The sequence below is a fragment of the Ectobacillus funiculus genome (assembly GCF_004138295.1).
GTDB lineage: Bacteria > Bacillota > Bacilli > Bacillales > Bacillaceae_G > Ectobacillus > Ectobacillus funiculus.
Window position 1 is genome coordinate 240762 of record NZ_SCFM01000004.1, and the last position, 23562, is coordinate 264323.

General features: G+C 40.4%; 17 protein-coding genes, 9 tRNA genes, 2 other RNA genes and 1 pseudogene. 6 read left to right on the plus strand and 23 right to left on the minus strand.

The window, feature by feature from the left end:
• Positions 1-17 precede the first annotated feature (17 nt).
• Both proB and EP737_RS02655 read left to right on the plus strand, forming a co-directional pair.
• On the plus strand, positions 18-1151 hold the full coding sequence (gene proB / locus EP737_RS02650) for a glutamate 5-kinase (RefSeq protein ID WP_129726371.1): 1134 nt from the start codon (positions 18-20) through the stop codon (positions 1149-1151).
• Between the two features lie 144 nt (positions 1152-1295).
• The gene (locus EP737_RS02655; RefSeq protein ID WP_129726372.1) at positions 1296-1466 is read left to right on the plus strand and encodes a YjcZ family sporulation protein; all 171 of its coding nucleotides are present in this window, start codon (positions 1296-1298) and stop codon (positions 1464-1466) included.
• A 158-nt stretch (positions 1467-1624) separates the two neighbouring features.
• On the opposite strand, the gene EP737_RS25400 is transcribed toward EP737_RS02655, so the two are convergent.
• The 13 genes from EP737_RS25400 to EP737_RS02710 all read right to left on the minus strand — a co-directional run bounded on the left by EP737_RS25400 (position 1625) and on the right by EP737_RS02710 (position 5223).
• Positions 1625-1702: transfer RNA gene (locus tag EP737_RS25400), tRNA-OTHER, on the minus strand.
• 84 nt (positions 1703-1786) lie between these two features.
• Entirely contained in the window at positions 1787-1936 is a 150-nt protein-coding gene (locus EP737_RS25405) for a hypothetical protein (RefSeq protein WP_165350682.1), read from the minus strand.
• 424 nt (positions 1937-2360) lie between these two features.
• Positions 2361-3446: an FUSC family protein gene (locus EP737_RS02660; protein ID WP_129726373.1), complete on the minus strand. Its 1086-nt coding sequence runs from the start codon at positions 3444-3446 to the stop codon at positions 2361-2363.
• A gap of 309 nt (positions 3447-3755) precedes the next feature.
• A tRNA-Leu gene (locus EP737_RS02665) sits at positions 3756-3836 on the minus strand.
• A 5-nt stretch (positions 3837-3841) separates the two neighbouring features.
• A tRNA-Gly gene (locus EP737_RS02670) sits at positions 3842-3913 on the minus strand.
• 32 nt (positions 3914-3945) lie between these two features.
• Positions 3946-4029, minus strand: a tRNA-Leu gene (locus EP737_RS02675).
• Positions 4030-4057: 28 nt separating this feature from the next.
• Positions 4058-4142: transfer RNA gene (locus EP737_RS02680), tRNA-Tyr, on the minus strand.
• Positions 4143-4387: 245 nt separating this feature from the next.
• Positions 4388-4478: transfer RNA gene (locus EP737_RS02685), tRNA-Ser, on the minus strand.
• A 3-nt stretch (positions 4479-4481) separates the two neighbouring features.
• A tRNA-Asn gene (locus EP737_RS02690) sits at positions 4482-4556 on the minus strand.
• A 7-nt stretch (positions 4557-4563) separates the two neighbouring features.
• Positions 4564-4639 (minus strand) — tRNA-Ala (locus tag EP737_RS02695).
• Between the two features lie 14 nt (positions 4640-4653).
• Positions 4654-4919: signal recognition particle sRNA large type (ffs, locus tag EP737_RS02700), an RNA gene on the minus strand.
• Positions 4920-4957: 38 nt separating this feature from the next.
• Positions 4958-5140, minus strand: a non-coding RNA gene (ssrS, locus tag EP737_RS02705) — 6S RNA.
• Positions 5141-5223: transfer RNA gene (locus EP737_RS02710), tRNA-Leu, on the minus strand.
• A gap of 9 nt (positions 5224-5232) precedes the next feature.
• Here EP737_RS02710 and EP737_RS25930 point away from each other — a divergent pair.
• A complete protein-coding gene (locus tag EP737_RS25930) occupies positions 5233-5553 on the plus strand; it encodes a hypothetical protein (protein ID WP_205650867.1) in 321 nt (106 codons plus the stop codon).
• A gap of 192 nt (positions 5554-5745) precedes the next feature.
• On the opposite strand, the gene EP737_RS02715 is transcribed toward EP737_RS25930, so the two are convergent.
• The 4 genes from EP737_RS02715 to EP737_RS02730 all read right to left on the minus strand — a co-directional run bounded on the left by EP737_RS02715 (position 5746) and on the right by EP737_RS02730 (position 12931).
• On the minus strand, positions 5746-8274 hold the full coding sequence (locus EP737_RS02715; protein ID WP_129726374.1) for an aldose epimerase family protein: 2529 nt from the start codon (positions 8272-8274) through the stop codon (positions 5746-5748).
• Positions 8275-8555: 281 nt separating this feature from the next.
• Entirely contained in the window at positions 8556-10031 is a 1476-nt protein-coding gene (locus EP737_RS02720; RefSeq protein WP_129726375.1) for a protein adenylyltransferase SelO, read from the minus strand.
• 745 nt (positions 10032-10776) lie between these two features.
• The gene (locus tag EP737_RS02725; protein ID WP_246040159.1) at positions 10777-11973 is read right to left on the minus strand and encodes an MFS transporter; all 1197 of its coding nucleotides are present in this window, start codon (positions 11971-11973) and stop codon (positions 10777-10779) included.
• A 430-nt stretch (positions 11974-12403) separates the two neighbouring features.
• Positions 12404-12931: a DinB family protein gene (locus EP737_RS02730; RefSeq protein WP_129726376.1), complete on the minus strand. Its 528-nt coding sequence runs from the start codon at positions 12929-12931 to the stop codon at positions 12404-12406.
• A 162-nt stretch (positions 12932-13093) separates the two neighbouring features.
• Here EP737_RS02730 and EP737_RS02735 point away from each other — a divergent pair, with 162 nt between their 5' ends.
• Positions 13094-13585 carry a spore coat protein gene (locus EP737_RS02735; protein ID WP_129726377.1) on the plus strand — a complete coding sequence of 164 codons (492 nt, stop codon included), beginning with the start codon at positions 13094-13096 and terminating at the stop codon, positions 13583-13585.
• 217 nt (positions 13586-13802) lie between these two features.
• Here EP737_RS02735 and EP737_RS02740 read toward each other — a convergent pair whose 3' ends face one another.
• The gene (locus EP737_RS02740; RefSeq protein WP_129726378.1) at positions 13803-14387 is read right to left on the minus strand and encodes a YybS family protein; all 585 of its coding nucleotides are present in this window, start codon (positions 14385-14387) and stop codon (positions 13803-13805) included.
• A 368-nt stretch (positions 14388-14755) separates the two neighbouring features.
• Here EP737_RS02740 and EP737_RS02745 point away from each other — a divergent pair, with 368 nt between their 5' ends.
• Positions 14756-15505 (plus strand): YqcI/YcgG family protein, encoded by a 750-nt coding sequence (locus EP737_RS02745; protein ID WP_425455839.1) that lies wholly within the window; start codon positions 14756-14758, stop codon positions 15503-15505.
• Positions 15506-15561: 56 nt separating this feature from the next.
• Here the strand turns inward: EP737_RS02745 and EP737_RS02750 are convergent.
• Positions 15562-16041: pseudogene (locus EP737_RS02750) on the minus strand (isochorismatase family protein); the annotation flags it as partial.
• A 613-nt stretch (positions 16042-16654) separates the two neighbouring features.
• Between EP737_RS02750 and EP737_RS02755 the strand changes: the two are divergent.
• The gene (locus tag EP737_RS02755; RefSeq protein ID WP_129726380.1) at positions 16655-17158 is read left to right on the plus strand and encodes a GNAT family N-acetyltransferase; all 504 of its coding nucleotides are present in this window, start codon (positions 16655-16657) and stop codon (positions 17156-17158) included.
• A gap of 194 nt (positions 17159-17352) precedes the next feature.
• Here the strand turns inward: EP737_RS02755 and gndA are convergent, their stop codons facing one another.
• From gndA to zwf, 4 genes are all read right to left on the minus strand, one after another.
• Complete coding sequence (gene gndA / locus EP737_RS02760) at positions 17353-18762, minus strand: NADP-dependent phosphogluconate dehydrogenase (protein ID WP_129726381.1); 1410 nt, start codon at positions 18760-18762, stop codon at positions 17353-17355.
• Between the two features lie 109 nt (positions 18763-18871).
• A complete protein-coding gene (gene fsa, locus EP737_RS02765) occupies positions 18872-19540 on the minus strand; it encodes a fructose-6-phosphate aldolase (protein ID WP_129726681.1) in 669 nt (222 codons plus the stop codon).
• Between the two features lie 19 nt (positions 19541-19559).
• A complete protein-coding gene (gene tkt, locus EP737_RS02770; RefSeq protein WP_129726382.1) occupies positions 19560-21575 on the minus strand; it encodes a transketolase in 2016 nt (671 codons plus the stop codon).
• A gap of 36 nt (positions 21576-21611) precedes the next feature.
• Positions 21612-23114: a glucose-6-phosphate dehydrogenase gene (gene zwf, locus EP737_RS02775; protein WP_129726383.1), complete on the minus strand. Its 1503-nt coding sequence runs from the start codon at positions 23112-23114 to the stop codon at positions 21612-21614.
• Positions 23115-23562 lie beyond the last annotated feature (448 nt).

Below are 23562 nucleotides of genomic sequence, written 5' to 3' on the forward strand. Positions count from 1 at the left end.
ACGATAGGAGTGATTACATGATATCCGACACGACGAATAAGCGAGTGGTTGTGAAAATTGGCAGCACCTCGCTCACGAGCCAACACGGTCAAATTAGTCGTAGGAAGCTAGAAAAATTAGTAGATGAAGTGGTACGTTTAAAAGATAATGGACATGAAGTTCTCCTCGTTTCATCAGGTGCAGTTGCAGCTGGCTATCGAAAGCTCGGGTTCCTGCAACGTCCAACTGCTCTGATAGAAAAACAAGCTGCTGCCTCTATTGGACAGGGGCTTTTAATGGAGGCTTATTCAGAGCTTTTCTTATCCCATGGCTATGTTGCCTCCCAAATCCTAATAACTAGAGATGATTTTTCTGCCGAAGATCGTTACAACAATGTCCGAAATACGATTAACATTTTGCTAGAGCGCGGGATTGTTCCCATTATCAATGAAAATGATACTGTAGCCATAAATCAGCTAAAATTTGGCGATAATGATACCTTGTCCGCAAAAGTCGCTGGGCTTGTGGATGCTGATATGTTAATTATTTTATCAGACATCGATGGCCTATATGATGCTGATCCAAGAAAGCATCCACACGCAAAGCGATTCGAAAGGATCTATAACATCACCCCAGACATAGAACAGGCTGCTGGTGCAGCGGGGAGTGCTATCGGAACCGGCGGAATGAAATCAAAAATCGATGCTTTTAAAATTGCAATAGCATCCGGCATTCCCTCCTTCCTGGGAAAAGCAAGCACTCCGGATATTTTATATGATGCAGTTTACCAAAAAGCAATAGGAACCTACTTTGAAGTAACGACCAGTGCTATGAATCTAAACTTGAAAAAGCAATGGATTGCCTTTAATTCTGGCCCGCGTGGGGAAGTGATTGTGGATATGAGGGCTAAAAATGCTATTATGAAAAAGAAAGGAAGCCTCTTTCTTCCGCATATCCAGAAGGTAAAAGGCCGTTTCAATCACGGTGAAGTTGTTAAGATTACAGATAGCAATGATGAAACAATTGGTCTTGGTGTCGTAAATTATTCTTCGGAGAAATTACTGGAGTTACAAAATCTTCCGCAAGCGAAACTGGCAGCGCATCAAAAGCCGATCGTGGATAGTGAGCAGCTTGTATGTCAGTTGCATATTTCCGTTCCAATTAATTTATAAGAGCTCTATTTGTCAAAAAAATAGGCGATTTCATCATTTGCCCACGAAATGTAACAAGATACAGCAGCGGGGAATATAGTGAAATAACCCATAGGAAATACTGTAGTTGAACCTCCTTCCTTAATCTCAAGGAGGGAAATATGTATGAGTAATGTTGGAACAGAGTGTGGAATTGGTTATGGACATGGACATGGATTTGGTCATGGATTTGCATTAATCATTGTTCTCTTTATCCTACTTATCATTATCGGTGCAGTTTGTTTTTGTGGCGGCCACGGCGGTTACGGTGGCTATGGCGGCTACGGCTTCTGCTAAAAACTATGCAAAAACCTCGCATCATTCTTTTGCGAGGTTTTTCACATTGTTGAAAAATTCGATTGTCAACTGACGATCGAATTTTTCTTTGGATGTTACAGATGGATTCTAATTTATTTCGTATTCCATTGACTTTACTGGTTTTCTGACTATGTTGATACCGGTGGTCGGGGTCGAACCGACACTCCAGAGGAACACGATTTTGAGTCGTAACTCTCTACCTACCCCACACCGACTATTGGCAAATCAACATTTGTTCAATTTTCCTAAAAAACGACGCGTAAGATTATGGATAATTATGCACCTGCCCCCTGTTTTTGTCAACAATGTTTGTTGAATTTTGCTTGACCTAACTTTTTATATTGCTTAATAAGTTTTGCTTCCAACTGTCTTGCATCACCCTCAACCTCAAATTCTTTAACAAACTTATATTTTAACTTACCATCCTTCATAAGCTGTTGATGCTTCAATTTTCTCCCTCCCCACTTTCGTTATGATGGAGTAACCTCTTTTTCATCCATTCCCATTGCATGTATATTCGTGTGCTATGAAGATAACCGCTGCTCGGAGGTAAACCATACATGTTCCACGCTTGCATGGACAGGATCTCGATTTCTCCTTGGAGATGTTTCAGACTTGCCTGAATCTACTATTCTCTTTAGTATCAATACATTCTGAGCGTATTGATTTGTAATTAGCTTAAGTAAAAATTACAGCCTGCACTGTAGAAGCCTGTATAGGCCCCATCTTCAAAAAACTTTTCATAGGCAGATCTTATAACTACTATGCGCTGGACTCATCAATACGGACCTGTTATCGGAACGGTATTTTACCAGAAGCAGGAGCTTTTATCAGTCTATCTGTTGGCTGCTGGAAACAGTAATGGATGTCATTTTAACCGTTGTTTTTTGTCAAAGCTAAAGCTGCTTCTTCTAATTCTCTCAATATACGGCTTAAGTCAGTAAGAATTCCCCCTAAATCTCGCAGTATGGGCAGAGATTCTACATTCCGTATATCTGAGAGGCACCGCGACTGAATAGAACGCGCCCCTTCAATGTTAGTCATAAGCGTAGACAAAGATTCTTTCGAAGATTCAATAATTACCTTTCCAAAATAAGCAATACAAGAAGCTGTTGATTCTATAGCAGGCTTCACTCCTTCTATATGTGCATACTCATTTTGAAACTCCTTTGCGGAACGTAAGTCGAACAAGCCTCTATATACGTCACGGACTTGTATTGTAACATCTTCTAATTGATTCATTCCTAAGGTAATATGCGTTAATCGTATTCTTACCTTCATGAGAAACGGACTATATTTTAGACTTTGCTGCGTTAATTGTACGGTTTGAATACATCGTTCTGTTTCCTTCACCAAATCCCTGATGTTATTTCGTTCTGTATGGGTTTTTTCAGTAGTTGCTTTCAATAAGGTTACTGAACTCTTGAGAACGCTTGAAGAGAGTTGACTAAGTACCAGGATGCTTTGCTCGGCGGCTGGCATCGTATTAGCAGGGAACAAAAATGCATTAATGATAATGGCTATTCCTGATCCGATAATGGTTTCAATGATTCTTCCTGCTGCATATCCTTGATGTTGGCCAAAAGCAAATACTAATAATGCGCTAACCCCAACCTGTGATATAATCTGTGGGTTTAAATGCATAGCTGTTGGAATCGTCATTGCAATAAGTACGAGCATAAAGATCGTGCCAACACTGATTTCAAAGGTATGCCAATGACTGATTAATACAGTAACTACCACACCTAAGATAATTCCTGTTATTCGATACGAGGCTTTTTTCAAGGAGTCAGCAACAGTTACTTGTAAAGTTAAAATGGCAGCTAGCGGGGCGAAATATGGGTATTGGTTTTGGGATAATAGTGTGGCAACCCACCAGGATACTGCTGCTGCAAGAGCGGTTTTCGTTACCTGTAAGGTAAAGCCTAATCTAATCAAAATGTCTAAATATTTTTTCATGATTATATACCTTCTGCATATTTAATTGTTAACGCTGTTGTAAGTGGTAAAAAGAAATGTTTCAATCCTATATTAAGCATGAATGGCAAGGAACCCCTTTATAATACTAGAAGGTCTGCTTATCTTACATCAATATAATCCACCTTTTGAATTTTGTTTATACAAGCATCTACTGCACTTTAGCAGGTGCGCCAGATTTGACCTTATTCGTTATTAATTTTCAGGGAAATAAAAAAAGCGTCCCTGCCCAAAGCAGGAACGCTAAAAATGTTGAGATGACGAGCACTCTCATTTTTCTTTCGTAAATAATACCGGTGGTCGGGGTCGAACCGACACTCCAGAGGAACACGATTTTGAGTCGTGCGCGTCTGCCAATTCCGCCACACCGGCATAAAAGCGGAAGACGGGATTCGAACCCGCGACCCCAACCTTGGCAAGGTTGTATTCTACCACTGAACTACTTCCGCATGACAAACACTATATCATATACAATTATAAATGGTGCGGGTGAAGGGACTCGAACCCCCACGCCAAAGGCGCCAGATCCTAAGTCTGGTGCGTCTGCCAATTCCGCCACACCCGCAAGCTTCAAACATCTTATTCAAATCCGATGGTGGAGGGGGACGGATTCGAACCGCCGAACCCTGAGGGAGCGGATTTACAGTCCGCCGCGTTTAGCCACTTCGCTACCCCTCCAGAAAATGTTTAAAAAAATTGAATTCATCAAAACACATAAACTAAATGTATAGATTTTAAATTTATTTCTTTTTCTTTCCAACCATCATTTCGTATGAACCCTCATTGGCGGAAGAACAATATAACATGTCTTTTTCTTTCATGCAATCCCTTTTTAATAAAGGAAACCTTAGAAAAAACATCACTCTTATCATATGATGATTGCTGTGATCCTCATATCTTATAGCTAAAAATCATCATATGTATGGCAGAGAAGAAGGGATTCGAACCCTCGCACCGGTTACCCGATCTACTCCCTTAGCAGGGGAGCCCCTTGAGCCACTTGGGTACTTCTCTATTTGGCTCCGCAAGTAGGATTCGAACCTACGACCTATCGGTTAACAGCCGATTGCTCTACCGCTGAGCTATTGCGGAATACTTATGGTGGAGCCTAGCGGGATCGAACCGCTGACCTCCTGCGTGCAAAGCAGGCGCTCTCCCAGCTGAGCTAAGGCCCCAAATGAGTGAAACACCGTGAACCTTTCATTGATATGATGACATAAGTGTTACTTATACAGCCAGCTCGTTCAGAGCGACCCTGCGACACACAGAACATTCCACTTATGGCTGCTTCCTTCCGGACCTGACCAAATTCATGGGGTTCTGTTGCGAGGACTCCAAAGGTCAACACCGCTTATATAAGGCAAGCCTTACATCCATCATACCGCTGAAAGGAATTCAGCCTCGCTAGAGCGGATTGCGAGTTACAGGGCACCGCTATCTCCCCGCCTATCACGGTATGTATTTAATATAGAATAAACTATGTCTTTTTTAAAGGCATTCCCACCATATGCCGTGTTCCCAGATGTTTTATAAACCCGCTCTCACAGGTGGGTTTCCGCATATTGACCTTCCTGCGATCCTAAACGAGTAGGCGTGGCATCAGTCAAATACATTAGGAATCCCGAATCAATCTTACGGTTTAAAACATGTAGGGATCACGAACATTGCAGGACATATGCGATCGAGAGGACTTGAACCTCCACGAGATTGCTCTCACTAGGCCCTCAACCTAGCGCGTCTGCCGTTCCGCCACGGTCGCATGATAACAATGGTGCGAGCTAGAGGCCTTGCCCCCAACCACTTACTAATTTTCTCATCGTCCTCATCTCAAAAAGGCTATTTCAAACAGCAGCTCGATGAGTACGCTGAAGCAGTTACTTCGATGTTTATTCAATCATGCCTTACCGATTTAAGCGGCATGTATTTAAAGCATTTCGTTCACTGCTTAGTCAGTATACAACAAACATTTAAGTTTTTAAATACGTTTTTGCAATGTATTTATTGCCAGCTTTACCAACGCAAAGATCCATTATTTTTTGTTTATCTACATACCATTAACATTACACAACAACCAGAAATCATACCGTAAAGAACAGTCGCCGATTGGCGAGCCCTGCTCCCCGGGCGAAGACAGAGGTGTAGTTGCCCTTATACTTTATTCCTAAAATTTCTCGCTACGTCGAACTGGCCATCCAGCTAGAAATTTATACTTTCTTAAAGTGTAAACCAAAAAGAGAGGGTAACTCTCTCCCCTCTCCTATCCAATCTGCGTCCGATTTTCTTACTGCCAGATGGACTCTAATTCATTCACTATTAAAGAACTCAACTTAACATATCCATTTTTGCTATACAGTTCTATCCGATCACTTGATGGATTCGGGAAAATCAAGTCGGTAAAAACAATTTCTCCATCATTTCCAAATACCTCAACAGAGGACCAATCTACAAAAACGTGAAGCTTTATTCCATCTTGAATCGGATTCAAAATAGCCTCATGTCTCCCTGCAAAAGCAGGAGAAAAAATAAATTCTCCTGAACAAGTACGATCTACAAACAAGATGCGCCGTTCTGTATCATATCCTATAACAGTTTCTTCAGCGGCTGATTTTCTTACTTTAAACCCAAACTCAGAAGCAGATCCCAACTCAAATTCAGCTACAATTTCAACTGTTTTACCATTAATATTAGAAAGAATGTTTTTCCCAGGCATTACCTTTTCATTTTTCCATTGATATTGACTTTTTCGAATTCCTTTCAGTTCTTTAACCGGCATTTGAATCAGCTTAACTCCTTCTCCCCGAAATGTTTTTAATGCTAATTCCCTTGGAAGAGACATTGCACCCCTCCACGGATTAGTGGGGGTGACATCGGCATATTGCCAATTGTTCATCCAACCAATCCAAATTTTTCGGCTACCCGTATTAAACCATGTTTGAGCAGCATAAAAATCCTTTCCATAATCTACCCAGCGAATCTCATTCGGAGGATTTTCATTGATAAACCTCATACCGTCAAATGCCCCGATAAAATACTGTCCTCCAGAACCTCCAGCAACAGATCCGGGATTTATATCGACCTTCAATAACCATTTGGTATTGTTCGGATCATTATCAACAGGGAGTTCAATCAATTCTGGAACTTCCCAAACACCTCCATGAGATCCTTCATTTTCTCCGAACCTACTCATGTATTTCCAATCCGTTAAGTTTTTAGAAGAATAAAACTGTATATGATCTCCTGCAGCTAAAGCCATAATCCACTTGTATTCTTTCTCATACCACATAACTTTTGGATCTCTAAAGTCCTTTATTCCTGGGTTTGGAATAACTGGATTACCTTTGTATTTAGTCCATGTTATTCCCTCATCCGTGCTATAAGCTAGACTTTGCTGTTGCATTTCTCCTGCACTAGTATATATTGCGACTAAACCTTCAGAGCTTTCTTTAAATAACCCACTTGTATTATGTCTATCCACTACAATACTTCCTGAAAATATCAGTCCGAGTCCATCAGGTGTTAAGGCAACCCGAAGCTGTTCCCAGTGTACAAGATCTTTGCTTACCGCATGCCCCCAGCTTATATTCCCCCACTTGTCACCATAAGGGTTGTATTGATAAAACATATGGTATTTTCCTTTATAATAAACCAAACCATTGGGATCATTTATCCAATTTCTTTCTGGAGAAAAGTGGAGCTGGGAACGGTATTTTTCATTGTAATAACTATAAGGGGAGTCTTTCCTTTGATTTTGGTTATGGTTTTGTTGGTCAATGTCCTTGTGGAGTATTACATGGTTATCTTGACTATTGCATAATGCTAAAAATTGAGGTTTACAGAATTGACTATTACAATGGCTATTATCACTTTGATGCGTAATATCTATTGTAGTTGTAAGTTTTATTGTTTCACCGTACCGAAGAGCTATTATTCCGGTTAACTCAGGGGGCAAAGAGAGATTTGGCGCATTTGTTACCCAAGTATAAGGTTCAATACTTATAATTTTATCAGTCTCTCCCATTGTATATATAAGCCAGTACTTATATAATTCAGAAGTTTGGATTCGAATTTCATAATCTTTTCTGGAAAGCACGGCCATATGGGGGTGACTGCCGATTGAAAACAACTTCTCCATTTCCACATACTTTACATTCATCCCTTGAGTTAATAATTCATAAGAACCCAGGTTCATCAATTTACCTGTTGGCATTAATTCAGAATCTAACTCCCACTCATAGGACACAGGAAGTGTAAACATCCATTTTTCCGGTTCATAACCAATATGAAACCATGGATGCAATCCGAAGCCAACAGGCGCGGTTACTGTTCCTCGGTTTGTAATGCTTACTTTTTGTGTTAACGTACTTCCACTTAAGTCATATGTCATGCTAAAAAACAAATCATGAGGATACTGTCGCAAAACATCTGGGAAATCCACCGTAGCAAATGTCGAAGTGACAGACTGACTGTTACCAATTTGCATAGTGGCTGCTACTTTCCATGGATGCCACGCGAGAAATCCATGGTTATTATGCTTGTTTTCCCAGTTAATATCCAATTGATAGACTCTTCCTTGGAACTCAAAACGGCCAAAACGCGTTCGATTTGGCGGAAACAAAACAGGTATACCGTAGTAAATGGCTTTCTCTTTTAACACATTAAGACTTTTTGGTGTCCTTAGCACTTCACTTTGTGTAACCTGATCCCATAATCTATACAAATTGTTGCCCAGTGCCGGACACAAATATGCAGTCATCTTCTCGTTTTGTAATGTGTATATTTCAAAGCCATCCAGTATTTCTTTCGAAACCATTGGAATGACCTCCTTCACATTCACATTAATTCATATATAAGTATTTATGGTGGTATTCCTCATAGCATTCCCACATTCACCCATTTATTTGTTCAGAATATACCAACCTGAAAAAGAGGCTGGGAGGGAATTTGGTATGAATCCGAAATACCCTTCTGGAAATTTACACCTTCCTACAGTGTGAGAAAAAACGCTCCCCATACAGCGGGCAGCGCCTCTTTTTCAAAACAATTAGCATTTTTAATCTGCAAATATCCTTCTATATACTCAATGCTTTTATATTAGGTACCGCAAAAAGTTCGGTAAGGACGATTTGATGGCGCAGGCAGTGTAGAATACTCAGCCTGTTCACATGAGTGTGCATAAGGGCTTGAAAGAACATGGAGCAGCCGCTGCATAACGCTATAGTCTCCTTGTTCCACCGCAGCTTCCAGCGCCTCTTCTACCCTATGGTTCCGAGGGATTATTGCAGGATTGCTGTTTCGCATCAGCTCATGCGAGGAGTCTTTTGATTCCGGCTGCCTGCTTAGCCTTGCTTGCCATCGCTCATACCACTGATTAAATTCCGGGATTCCGAACAGGGCGGTATCTTCTAGTGTATGAAAGGTTAATGCACGGAAGGTATTTGTATAGTCTGCACGATGCTCCTGCATCATACTGAGGAGACCCTCAATCAAGGACTCATCCTCTTTTTCTTCATTAAATATTCCCAGCTTTGCTCTCATTCCTCTAAGCCAGGTATTATGATACAACTCGATAAATTTCGAAAGCTCATTCTGAGCCAGTTCAACAGCCTGATCTTCATTATCATGTAACAGCGGTAATAGTGCTTCTGCAAATCGGGCAAGATTCCAACCGGCAATATATGGCTGATTGCCATAAGCATAGCGACCTTGCACATCAATGGAGCTGAACACCGTTGCTGGATCATACGTATCCATGAAGGCACAAGGACCATAATCAATCGTTTCTCCACTAAGAGCCATATTGTCGGTATTCATCACTCCATGAATAAAACCAACCAATTGCCATTTGGCAATCAAATCGGCCTGATGCTTCATCACTTCCTGAAGCAGGAAAAGATAACGGTTTGAGGCAGTGTCACTGCCTGGAAAATGTCTTTCTAATGTATAATCAGCAAGGGTTTGAAGCTCTTGGACAGTGCACCAGTTTGCAGCATATTGAAAAGTGCCCACACGCAGATGGCTGGCGGCCACACGGGTCAAAATTGCACCAGGCTGCTCTGTTTCACGGAATATTGACTCACCGGTTGTTACTACTGCTAGGCTGCGGGTAGTAGGAATACCAAGCGCATGCATCGCTTCGCTAATAATGTATTCTCGCAGCATCGGTCCAAGTGCCGCCCGGCCATCGCCTCGGCGGGAGTATGGCGTTCTTCCTGAACCCTTGAGCTGGATATCAACCCGATTGCCTTCAGGAGTAATCTGCTCGCCAAGCAGCAGAGCCCGGCCGTCTCCTAACATCGTAAAATGTCCAAACTGGTGACCTGCGTAAGCTTGCGCAAGCGGAAAAGCTCCCTCTGGGACGCGGTTTCCAGCAAATACCTCTACACTATCATTGTTTTGCAAAGCCTCGGCATTCAACCCCAAGGATGCTGCCAGCGCACTATTCAGAATAACCAACTTCGGTGAGCATACAGGGTTTGGATTGAGGCTTGAAAAAAATGATTTCGGTAAACGGGAATAACTATTGTCTAAATTCCATCCTGCTTTTATGATTCCTTCTTTCTCGGTCATCGTATCTCCCTTTATTCTTTCAGCTTTTTCTTTTGCATAAATACAACTCAAATGAGTTTTGTAGTTATCTACTTCTATATGGGCATAAGGAAACCCCTTTTAGTGTCTACTTCTTCCAATTTATTATACCATTTGGCTCAACAAAAGAACTTCGTTCACTATGTATTTTCTTTAGTATAAAGGCTAAAGGTATAAGTCATGTCTCTATCTTTTATCGTTTGGATGGTTGTCCCTGCGCTCCTGCTCCTTCTGTTTCAGTTTTCCGAAGCCCCAATTGCTGTTACCTGTTTGGAACAGATCCGTTTCCAGTGTTTGTTCCGCTTGCTGCTGTGCCCTTCACATGCTTGAGGAAGGGACTTCTTTCAGGATTCCTAGAGAAAACTCGCTGATTTGCGAGCCGTTAGGCGAAGACAGAGGCGTAGTTGCACTTATACTTTGTTCCTAAAATTCCTCACTACGTCGAATGGTCTCCCTGCTAGAAATTTATACTTTCTTAAAGTGTTAAAAACCAACTTTATTTGCAAATAGTTGTATGACAACACAACTCTCCACTATTTGTATTATACAACTATATACCAGTGATTTACATAATGTGAAAAGTACTCCTCCCTCACTACAATGTTGCTCAGTAATCATTCAACCTCTCAACATGGGCCTTAATAAAATCACCAAAACAACATGCTTTCACAAATTTTAGTACAGATCAGCAGCAGATATACTTCATTAAACAGGGTTTTCGCTCTTTTTAAGAAGCCATTTTCCTTTCTCTAGATACATTAGGCTCTAGGAAGCGGTTAAAATAAACCACAACAGAATTAATGAGGAGAACGCTCATTGTAACATAAAAGACAGACCGTATTCCCCATGTAGCGGCAACATGGCTGCCGATTAGAGGTCCGACAAAATTCCCTAAAAAAAGCGAAGAACTGTTGAGGCCATAGACAGTACCTTGAATTTCAGTCGGAGCCAATTTTTTTACTAAAACATTAAGAGAAGGTACCATGCCTCCGATAAATAACCCCAGAAGGAAGCGTCCAACCAATAAGGTGGTTAGATTCCCTGCTAATGCTTGCGGGATAAATGCAAGAGCAGCCATCAATAAAGCAAAGGCTAATACCTTTCTTTGACCAATTTTATCGCCAATTCGCCCTAAAGTAGGCGCTCCAATAAGATTAGCCATTCCTGTAATTGAAACAACAAGTCCGGAGAAAAATTCTAAATGCACACCGTGATATAATGTTTTAGCATAGACTGTGGCTAACGGTTCAATACTCATCATTCCTACATTCGTAACAAAGGAAGCAATAAAAACTGGAAGTAATGGTTTGATCATTTCCCAGCTTACTTTATTTTTCTGCTTTACTTGTGCCACAGGTTGATGTTCTTCATGTACAAAGAACAGGATGAGGAGACCTGCTGTACAGAGAAAAGCGCCTGTTAAAAAGAAGATATGATGATAGCCTATTTTCTCAGCTAAAATCCCGCCCGCTAAAGGACCTAACAAATTTCCGGCAATAAGCCCTGTCTGTAAAGTACCCAATGCCCGACCTGACTGTTCATTGGGGGTAACGGAAGCTTGAAGAGAAACCGACATAGAAATAAATCCGGAGAAAACCCCGTTAATCATCCGCAAGACAAGTAATTGCCAAGGATGATTCACTAACCCCATCAAGGCTGTAACAATCCCCATCCCAAATCCAGCTCTCAAGAGCATGACCTTTCGACCATACTTGTCTGCCATTGATCCCCAAAGAGGTTGAAAGAAGACAGCAACAATAAATTGAGAGGCAAAAATCCAGCCCGTCCATCGTTCCACTGCTTCCACTTGATGAACCCCTAATTGTTCAATATACAAAGGAAGGAAAGGTAAAATTAAACTCATTCCCATCGCACAGCATAAATCAGATATCCATAAAATGACTAATGTTCTTTTCCAGTTCAAACTGCACACCTCCCTTTCAAAGGACTGTTGCATCAGATTGTTTTTATATTTTCTCTCTTCTTTGGCATATAACATACCAACTTTTCTATCGAGTAAGAAAAGTTTCCTTTTTCTTCGGAAAGTATTGAAAAGGTTATGCTAGAGAATCTACCCATAGCTTTTCCCTTGCCACGATAATCTTTCTCAGTTTTCACTAAAGACAACTATTTTGATCTGTGTGTCTTTTTGACTAGATGCTCGATAGACAATCCTGCTTTTCTCTAATCGCTCTACCATTTTGCTCATAGTACTCGAGCGAGTGTCTAAGTGTTTTGCTAACTATTGTTTCATTGCCAATATCTTAATAACAACCATTAAACAAGGGGTACCAGATGCTCTATTTGCCCCCGCATCATGCTGCGTAGCTATCGATTAATGGATTGAGTGTTCCTTATTCCTTTTTCAATATACCTAAATATTCTTTCCAAGGGCCCACATCCGTCCGATATCTCTCAGCCATCACCCGTACAATTTGAGCAATATGTGTTAAATCATGAACAACCCACGTAGAAATCAACTCTCTTACCTTCACTACACCGAATGCAGGGTGTACACCCGTCAATTCAAGATGCAGTTCAGGTTTGATTAGAACTTTAAGCTTGTTTATATTTTGTTTTCTAATCATTTTAAACTCAAGCAACTTTTGCTCAATGGATCCTTCAGACGTTTCATTTAAGTGCGAATAACGATCAAATGAGGGAAAGGGTCTGCTTTCACCTTCCTGAAGAATCATTTCTAACCTTGGTATCCAATTCGTTTTCTCCCCCTCAATGAGGTGCTCAATCACTTCGGAGACATTCCAAGTTCCTTCCCCTTCATTGCGTTTTAGCCATTCATCAGATAAACCAGATAAAAAGCACTCCAATGTTTGTGGTGTGCGCTCCAGAACCTCCATAGCTTCTTTTAAATTAAAATTCATATAACCGCTCCTTTCTATCCTTCATTGTACTGACCTCACTAGGCTGTGTCCATAAATAGAACCTAGATAAGCTTGTATTCAGGTCGTACCGTCTAAGCAATACAGGCACCCATTTTTCTATTCGAGCATACACTACCACGAAATTCGGTTAGGAGGAACGATATGGATAACAGGGCAAAATCTTTGGCTTGGCATGAAACCTTAGAGCTTCATGAGTTGATTGCTTCCAATGCAACTTGTTTATTTAAACTAAAAAAAACAATTGGTAGTGTAACGGAACCGGAATTAAAAAACCTATATAAAGTATCCATCCAGACAATTGAAGGGAATTTACAAGAGCTTCTGCCCTTCATTTCAGACATCCAAGGAGCAAGAGATGAGGAGGAAGACAGACAAGACTATACAGGATTTTATGCGGGTGAATTATTAGGAACTGCTAAGTCTTCTGTGAAAAATTATGCAACCGCAATTACAGAAACAGCCACACCACAATTGCGGGAAGTATTAACAAAACAGTTAATGGGAGCGATCCGCTGGCATGAGACAATTTTTAACTATATGCACAAAAAAGGGATGTATCCAGCTCAAGACTTGAAAGCTCTATTATCAAATGATGTAAAAAATGCTAAAACTGCGATTAATTTGAACTATTAGTAATACAACGGATTATACACACGGCTCAGTGTGCTACAGTTTTATTGTTTCTCTTTAACATACATTTCTTTCGAATCGAAGATGATCCACCAAAGTATGTAGCCTTTTCATACTAAAACTATACATCCAACCCAACAAGAAGAACCAAGCAGTTATCGCTTGGTTCTCTCCAATTTATAAAAGGCCGGATGATTGCTAGTACAGCCTCTGCAAGTCCTTACTGATTTTCAAAAGTCACGTTTCTGAGCATCTTTTTATTCAGCTTCTTCATACCTAACACAGATATCTTCATCCATACCGCACTGTACAAAACAGAAAAGATAAGTAAGCCAAGAATAACCTTTCCGTTTACTTGAGTTGTAATTGAAGGGCCTAGAATAGGAAATTGGAATACATACAGTAAAATAGCAATCCCAAATGTCAGACATGCTCCTGCTATCAAATAAACCAATGCACTATTCTTTACGAATTTAAAGCTCATACCTAAGCTAACACCTAAGAGCCCAGTTGTAAAAAGGAAAATAAGTACTTCAGTGGGCTGGATAATTACCAACAATAAAGAGGTCAATATATATGTCAAAAATCCAATGCGAGCAGATAAAACAGTCGCAAGAACAATAGGACCCGTCGCTAACATACTAAAAACATATCCAATTCCAGCAATTAACCCTGCAGATTGAAGAATCGCTGCTATCGCCCCCAACAAACTGCCTAGGACGAGCTTTTTAGTTTTTGAATATTGATGTGTTGTCATATGATGTTGGCTGCTAAAGGTACGGACGACTTTCATTCTAAAGCTCATAAGCATCCCTCCTTTATAAGGTTAATACCAAACACGAAGGGTTATGACTTTCTGAGAGAATGTTTGAGCATATTTTTATATATCTTCTTTTTAATTCTTTTAGTAGGTAGTCTGTTCAAGGTAGTATTTCCTCTATATTTGAAACCCCGCAACCATAGACCTGATTTGGAACCGATAGCTCAAAATCTCCAGCGCGATGGATTTAAAATACAGTTATCCCTCTAGACTGAAGCAAGCAACGTCTTTTAGTAACAGTATAAACAAGGAATCTGTTAGGTGTTCAGGTATGAATGCCCAAATATAGACGGACATCCTCCCAATTATCCCTGCCTCGAATACATTATAGAAGTTATTGTGAGGTGATTATTATTAAAATCTTATATACAGATTATCAACCTATTAGAAATCAACTCGATGACTGGAAAAGGGCTGCCCTAGAAAAGTTTGAGGTAAAAATGACTGATAAACAGAAACCCTTTCCTTGTATACCAGCTACAATCGGCTTCTCCTTAAATCAACTGCGTTATGGCTTTATAGGTGATCCTAGGAAAGATTCTACATTACATGAGCTTGCTGAGCTATTAAGCGTGTTCACTCAAACTTCAAGACAATTTGGCAACTATACTTCCCTCATCATATTTTATGAAACACCACAGGATATGAAAGAAACATACTATGTTGAACAATATGAACAACTATTCTGGCAACAACTAAGCGGACTAAGTGCGATAGACGATATAGAATGGCCAACAGACATTCCGACTGACCCACATGATCCTATTTGGGAATTCTGTTATCATGGAGAACAATATTTCATGTATTGTGCGACCCCATCTCACGAAAATAGAAAGAGCAGACATTTTGACTTTATGATGCTCGCCATTACACCTAGATGGGTATTACAGGAATTTAATAAGTCACCCTCCTATGCCGAACGAATAAAAACTATGGTAAGAAACCGGTTAGAGAATTATGATTTCATCCCTATTCACCCTAATTTAAACAGCTACGGTAAAGAGGATAACTATGAGTGGAAGCAATATTTTTTAAGAGATGATGATTCATCCTTGTCAAAGTGTCCCTACCACCGTTTCTTAAAATTTTTAAAACTAAGATGATTATTTATAAGCAAGAAAAAAGCGCATAATCATCCTGTGCTTTTTGTGCTTCTTTATCATAAGCTCTCCAATTGACTCAAAATTTCCTCAGTCGTTAGTATTGTCGCAAATTCTTTATGCAGGGTGGCAAGTTCTACTTCTTGAACTGCATCAGGAGAATGGAGAGTACCCTTGTGATCGGTTATCTCAAAGGCCACGATTGCATCAGAGACCACATACGTATCAAAACCCAGATTCCCGCTCATCCGGGTAGTTGTAGAAACGCAATGCTGTGTCGAAAGGCCTGTCATAATAACTGATTTAACTTGCTGCTCTCGTAAGTAAGATTCTACTTCAGTACCAATGAAAGCAATGTTTACATTTTTTATAAAAATGACTTCACCCTCTTGAGGCTGAAGCGCCTCCTTAATGTCTGTTGCATTCTTATTTTTATGATAGAGCGGTGATTGCGGCAAAACAGATAAATGTTTGGAATAAATGATTTTCCACTTACGTTTACGCCATTCTGTTAGCAATCGTAAAATATTTTCCTCGGCTTGAGGATTATTTCGCTTCCCCCACTAGGGATCGTCGAAGCCTTTTTGAATATCTAGTATCATTAATATCGGTATGCTAATGAATTTGTTCATTATCTCTTCTCCTAACATAAATAAGAAATGATTGCTGCTATGTTTTATGTACGTTTTTCAGTGTTGTTTATCAAACCGGTGAGACATTGTAATCAAAGGAAAACGAATAAATCTGCCGAGATAAATTCTCCCTACTAGTAACTCCCTAATCCACCGTTCTAAAAATGGTCTGTCATACTCCTTCACAGAACAACAACTCAATCGAGGACAGGCTTTATTCCAAAAGGGAGAGTGCATCTCCCACCTTTATTTCACCTGTTTTTATAACAGAACTTAGACACCAAAACACTAACCTGAACTATCCGCCACTTACTTGCTAACGCTCCTTCACATAATTGAGAAGGGAATGTTCTCCCCTATTTCTTGGTAAAATTCAATAGCTTTATTTATCTATTTTCCCAAAAATGGTATGAGCATAAACACTACCTATGCTATAGTTCCTTATAGATGTAAATAGAATATAACTTTTCAAAGGATTTTTTCATAGGACCAAAACATATTACGAAGGAGTTGGTAGATTATGAGGATACGAGATGCTCTAAAAGGCGAATTATCTTATATTCAAGAACAGAGAATTAACGCTTATAAAGAATATGCACAAGTGCTTCCAGAGGGGCATTGGAACGCTCTAAAACAAGCAATAGTATCGGACACAGATACACAAGCAGGTGTTGAACGATTGGTTGCCGAACTAGATGGTAAGGTAGTAGGCAGCGCTGTTTTATTTCCAGCGAAAACTGATGCATATGACGGTTTGATTGATGAGTTGGATTATCCTGAAATACGGATGCTTGCGGTAACGCCAGAGGCTCGGGGGAAAGGAGTCGCAGCCGCTTTAATTTCTGAATGTATTCAACGAGCGAAATCGAAAGGCTTCCGTTCAATCGGATTACATACTGGAGAGTTTATGAAAAATGCAATCCATTTATATGAACAGTTCGGTTTTGAACGGCTGCCTCAATTTGATTTTCAGCCTGCAGCTGACGGTATCATCGTAAGAGCCTACCGCCTTTCTTTTAAATAAACGAAAATCTTGTAAAGAAGCCTAACAGCCAAGGTTTCTTTGCTATAAGCAAGCTAATAGGATTGATGTTACGTATGAACGGATCACACTCGGTATGGCAGCGTTGTAGATTAAACAGAAGAAAGAAGTGAGCGGACATAAAGCCATTTCAAACGTCCGTCACTTCTTCCTTCTAGTATTTCGTTCTCCGCTTTTTAAATCCAGTTCGTGTGGAAGATACCTTCTTTATCTATTCGTTTATACGTATGTGCCCCGAAATAATCTCGCTGCGCTTGCAGTAAGTTTGCAGGCAAGGTTGCCGTGCGATAGCTATCATAATACGATAAAGCTGCTGAGAATGCAGGGATTGGAACTCCTTGCTGCGCTGCTATCGCAATAATTTGTCGTAGTCCTCCCTGATAGGCCCCGACAATTTCTGTAAAGTACGGATCAAGCAGAAGATTTGGCAGGCTCGGATTACGGTCATACGCTTCCTTGATATTTTGTAAAAATCCTGCCCGTATAATGCATCCGCCTCTCCATAGCATAGCGATACTTCCCAAGTCAAGATTCCAGTCATATTGCTCTGAGGCATCCTTCAATTGGGTAAGTCCTTGCGCATATGAACAAATTTTACTCATATATAAAGCTTGGCGTACCGCTTCAATCAATTGTTCCTTTCCAATTGCAAGTGCTGCTTTTTCTGTAGGACCAGATAATACTTCGCTCGCATGCACCCGCTCTTCTTTTACAGCAGATAGATAACGGGCAAAAACGGATTCTGTAATAATCGGAAGCGCTGATCCTAAATCAAGCGCATTCTGGCTTGTCCATTTTCCCGTTCCCTTTTGTCCCGCCGTGTCCAAAATCAGATCTACTAACGGCTTGCCTGTTTCTTCATCCTTCTTTGTGAAAATATTGGCGGTAATCTCAATGAGATAGCTTTCCAGTTCGCCTTGATTCCACTCTGTAAAGATCTGATGAAATTCTTCTGCACTTAAATTTAATGTTTGTTTTAAGAAAAAGTATGCTTCGCAAATTAACTGCATATCTCCATACTCAATTCCGTTATGAACCATTTTTACATAGTGGCCTGCGCCATCTGGCCCTACATAGGAACAGCACGGCTCGCCATCCACCTTCGCAGAAATACCCTCAAGCATCTCCTTCACATGTTCGTATGCTTCTTTTTGTCCCCCAGGCATAATTGATGGTCCCTTTAATGCACCCTCTTGTCCCCCAGAAACACCTGCACCGATAAAATGAATACCTTTCTCAGCCAAACGTTTATTTCTGCGAACTGTATCGACGAAATACGTATTGCCGCCATCAATTAAAATATCTCCTTTATCTAGATAAGGAAATAAAGAATCAATTGCTTTGTCTGTAATATCTCCTGCATTCACCATCAGAAGAATTTTACGAGGGGATTCCAAGGAGTTAATGAAATCTTCAATTTTATGTGTCCCTACAAGATTTTTATCATGATGTTCCTTGAGAATTTCATTTACTTTTTTCTCTGAAATATCGTAGAGGGCAACGGAATAGCCTTTGCTCTCAAAGTTCAGCGCAAGGCTCTTACCCATAACACCAACACCGACGACCCCAATTTGTTGCTTTGACATAGTTAATCCTTCTTTCTTGCATCAAATTTTCTTACCTATAGACATACATGAGAGCGTTAGTATCTATATAGAACCTAACGCTCTATGAAGAGCCAGGAAATTGCTACTCTTAATTTTTAGGAGCTGCCGCCCAATCAGCAGCAAACTTTTCCATGCCCTGATCTGTTAGCGGATGCTTGGAGATTTGCTCAATGACTGCGTACGGAATCGTTGCAATATGAGCGCCAGCCATTGCTACACGAGTCACATGATCTGGATGACGAACAGATGCCGCAATGATTTGCGTATCAAAGTTATGAACACGGAATAGCTCTGCTACTTTTGCTACTAATTGTACACCGTCCTCAGAGATGTCATCCAAACGGCCTAAGAATGGCGATACATACGTTGCTCCAGCACGAGCTGCTAACAGCGCTTGGTTTACTGTGAAAATAAGCGTAACGTTCGTTTTCACACCTTTGTCTGCTAAATAACGGCAAGCCTCCAAACCAGCCAATGTCATAGGAAGTTTGATTGTAACCTTTTCATCTCCGCCGTTAATTTTGATCAGTTCTTCAGCTTGCGCAATCATTTCATCAGCTGTAACCGCATCGGGAGTGACTTCAGCCGAAACTGATTCTACACGCGGAACTGCTTGGCAAATTTCCGCAATACGATCTTCGAATTTTACGCCTTCTTTAGCTACTAAGGAAGGATTGGTTGTAACACCAGCTAACACACCAATTCTATATGCCTTTTGAATATCTGTAAGATTTGCAGTATCAATAAAAAATTTCATCATTCATTTCCTCCTAGTTTTAAGAATGCAGTAGACTTTTTGTATTTTGAAGCAGACTTTTTACAGTTTGAACAACGTTTTCTGTTGTAAATCCAAACAACTCCATAACCTCAGCTCCTGTTCCTGAAGCCCCAAATGTTTCAATAGATAAAATTTCTCCTTCGAATCCTACATAGCGTTCCCAGCCAAGGGAAATACCCATTTCGAGTGACACACGCTTCGTAACAGAAGCAGGGAGAACAAGCTGCTTATACTCTTTTGATTGACGATCGAACAGCTCCCAACTCGGCATAGCCACAACACGAACGGATACATCCTCTTTTTCCAGTTCAGCTTTTGCATTCACAGCCAGGGACACTTCCGAACCTGTAGCAATCAGGATCACGTCTGGGTTTTCATCCGTTTGTGTTAACACGTAAGCTCCTTTAGAAAGATTCTCGATGTTCGCCTCTGTTTCATGGAATACAGGCAGGTTTTGACGGCTCAGTACTAAAGCAACCGGACCATCTGTTTGCTGTAAAGCATATGCCCAAGCATTCGCTGTTTCGTTTGCATCTGATGGACGAATGACTGTAAGACCAGGAATCGCACGAAGAGCAGCGAGATGCTCAATCGGCTCGTGAGTTGGACCATCTTCTCCGACCGCAATTGAATCGTGGGTAAACACATACGTAACCGGCAGCTTTTGCAAAGCAGCGAGACGAATAGAAGGTCTTAAGTAATCATTGAACACAAAGAAGGTACTTACAAAAGGCTTTACCCCGCCATGAAGAGCCATCCCATTGCCGGCTGCCCCCATCGCATGCTCACGAACGCCAAAATAGACATTTCGTCCGCTAAAGGATTCTACTGCATATGCTGCCTCTCCCTTGATATCAGTCATAGTAGAATGGGAAAGATCTGCGCTTCCTCCAAAAATAGCAGGAATCGATTTCACAAAGTGGTTAATTGCTTCTCCGCTCGCCACGCGAGTTGAAACAGCTTTCCCTGTATCAAATGACAAAATATCTTTTGCCTCAATGAGAACCCCACCTGTAATCGCTTGTTCTAGTTCATTTGCTAGCGCAGGATAAGCCTCTCTATACGAACGGAACAATTCATTCCATTGCTCTTCTTTTCCAATCCCTTTTTGCTTTAATTCTGCAAAATGGGCTTTTACTTCTTCTGGAACAAAGAAATTCTCTTCGTAATGCCAGCCGTACACTTGCTTTGTCGCTTTCGCTTCTTCTTCTCCAAGCGGATTGCCATGTGCTTTGTTTGTTCCGGCAACTTTTGGACTGCCATAACCAATAATCGTTCTAATCTCGATTAAGGTCGGCTGATCCGGATTTTGTTTTGCTAATTCAATTGCCTTTGCAATATCTGTGGTATTATTTCCATCTTCCACACGTAAATATTGCCAATGAGCAGATTCTGCTCGTTTTTGAATATCTTCGGCAAATGAAAGATTTAAGGAACCGTCCAAAGAGATGTCATTTGAATCATATAAAGCAATTAATTTTCCTAGTTTCATATGACCAGCCATCGACATCGCCTCATAAGCGACACCCTCCATTAAATCTCCGTCACCAACTAAAGCATATGTGTAATGGTCAATGACAGGAAATCCGTCTTGATTAAATTTCGCAGCTAAATGGGCTTCCGCCATCGCCATCCCGACCGCATTCGCAATCCCTTGTCCTAAAGGACCTGTCGTTGCCTCCACTCCGTCTGTATGACCAAATTCTGGGTGTCCTGGTGTTTTGCTGTTTAATTTTCGGAAGCTCTTCAAGTCATCTAGAGATACATCATATCCAGCCAAGTGAAGCAAACTATACAGCAAGCTAGAGCCGTGTCCCGCGGAAAGAACAAAACGATCCCGGTTAAACCATTTTGCATTTGCAGGATTATGATCCAAATGATGCGCCCATAGTGCATACGCCATTGGAGCAGCACCCATCGGAAGACCTGGATGACCGGAATTTGCTTGATTGATAGCGTCGATTGATAAAGTTCGAATCGTATTAATAGCCAATGTTTCAATGTTAGAATTCATAACGTTTACTCTCTCCTTGTCATTTTGTTTCTATAGTTAAGCTTGTAGAGCTAACTCTGAAGTTTTAAGGGATTCTTTATCTAACAGCCACTTAAATCCATCCTCTTTCAGCAAGTGATGAGCTGCCTCAGGGCCATATGAACCTGCCTCATATAAATGAAGCGGTACAAGATTCTCCTCAAAGGCTTCTAAGATTGGCTGCACCCACTCCCAAGACAATTCAACTTCTTTCCAATGAGCAAAGAACGTGGAATCGCCACGAATCGCATCAAAAATCAACCGTTCATAAGCCTCAGGTACACCTTCTTGTTCTGACGCAAACTGGATTCTCACAGGCTCCATCTTTCCATCATTTAATGGATTTTTACTATTGAGCTGTAGGGAAACATTTTCATTCGGATTGATTTCGATGATCAAAAGATTAGGCTCTGTTTGCTCATTTCGATTTCTATATAACTCTTTTAACGAATCTTTAAACTCGATTACGATACGCGTAGATTTTTCTTTCATTCTTTTTCCTGTACGGATATAGAAAGGCACTCCAGTCCAAAACGGATTATCAATCCACAACCTAGCAGCCACAAAAGTGTCATTTCGAGAAGAGACTTCAATTCCAGGCTCATCTGTATACCCAGCAACCGACTGACCATTAATCTCCCCTGTACTATATTGACCGCGCATGACGTGTAAGCCTACATCTTCTTTTTTTAATGGACGAAGGAATTCCATAACCTTTCTCTTTTCCTCACGGATATCGTTTGCGCTAATTTGTTTTGGCAGATGCATAGCTGTCATCATCAGCAGCTGTAACATATGGTTTTGCACCATATCACGAATAGCCCCTACTCCATCATAATACCCAGCTCTTTCCTCTACCCCAACTGTTTCACTAGCTGTAATTTGCACATTAGCAATATATTGATTATTCCATAATGCTTGCAGAACAGGATTTGCAAATGTTAAAGCTTCCAGGTTTTGAACCATTGGTTTTCCAAGATAATGGTCAATCCGATAAATTTCTTCTTCTTCAAAGGCTTTGCTTAGCTTTGTATTTAAATCACGAGCAGATTCTAAATCATGTCCAAATGGCTTTTCAATAATCAGACGTTTCCAGCCTTTTGTCGAACCTAATCCACTCTCCTTAATATTTAAAGCAATCCCATCAAAAAATTCTGGTGCAACAGATAGATAAAACATTCGATTTTCTGGAATATCTAATTCTTCCTCACGTCGCTCAACAAAATTCAATAAAGCCCTGTAATCTTCAGTGTTTGTTACATCTAAGGCCTTGTAACGGAAAGCATCAAGAAACTCTCCCATTTTGGAATAATCATTCTCTATTCTCCTAGAAAATGTTTCTATCGATTGCTCCACATGATTTTGAAATGTGACATCAGATAATTCTCTTCTACCTAAACCAATAATAGAAATCGATTGAGGCAATTTTTGATCTATAAATAGATTATATAAAGCTGGATAAATTTTTCTCTTAGCTAAATCTCCTGTCGCTCCAAATAGAACAAAAGTCATAGAGTCCACTTTTTATTCCTCCTTCTTATTTGAAACATTTCCTCGACAGTTGCTTGTACAGAGATATCTCCTCAATAGCTCTAGCGCCTGTCATCCCGTCTCCTGCACCTAATGCCGTTTCTCTAGCTGTAGTCCCCCCTCTAAGAAGTCCCCTTGTGCTTATCAAAGTCCAAAGCATAGTCGTGGCACTCAAAAACATAACTTTAAATGTAATAACTTCTAACAATAAAAGTAACAATACGTATCATACAACCTTTATTTATACCTTTCAATCCTTTTTTAATCCAATATTCATATATTTTCAAAATTTCTAATTTGTTTATATTGAAAAATAAGGTTGAAATGTTTAGAAAACTTGAATAAAGTTAACTTTGTTAAGTATTATATAATATATTTTTTAAAAATATCAATTAAATAGACTCAGCCATACAGAAGCAGAAGAGAATAGATCCTAGTT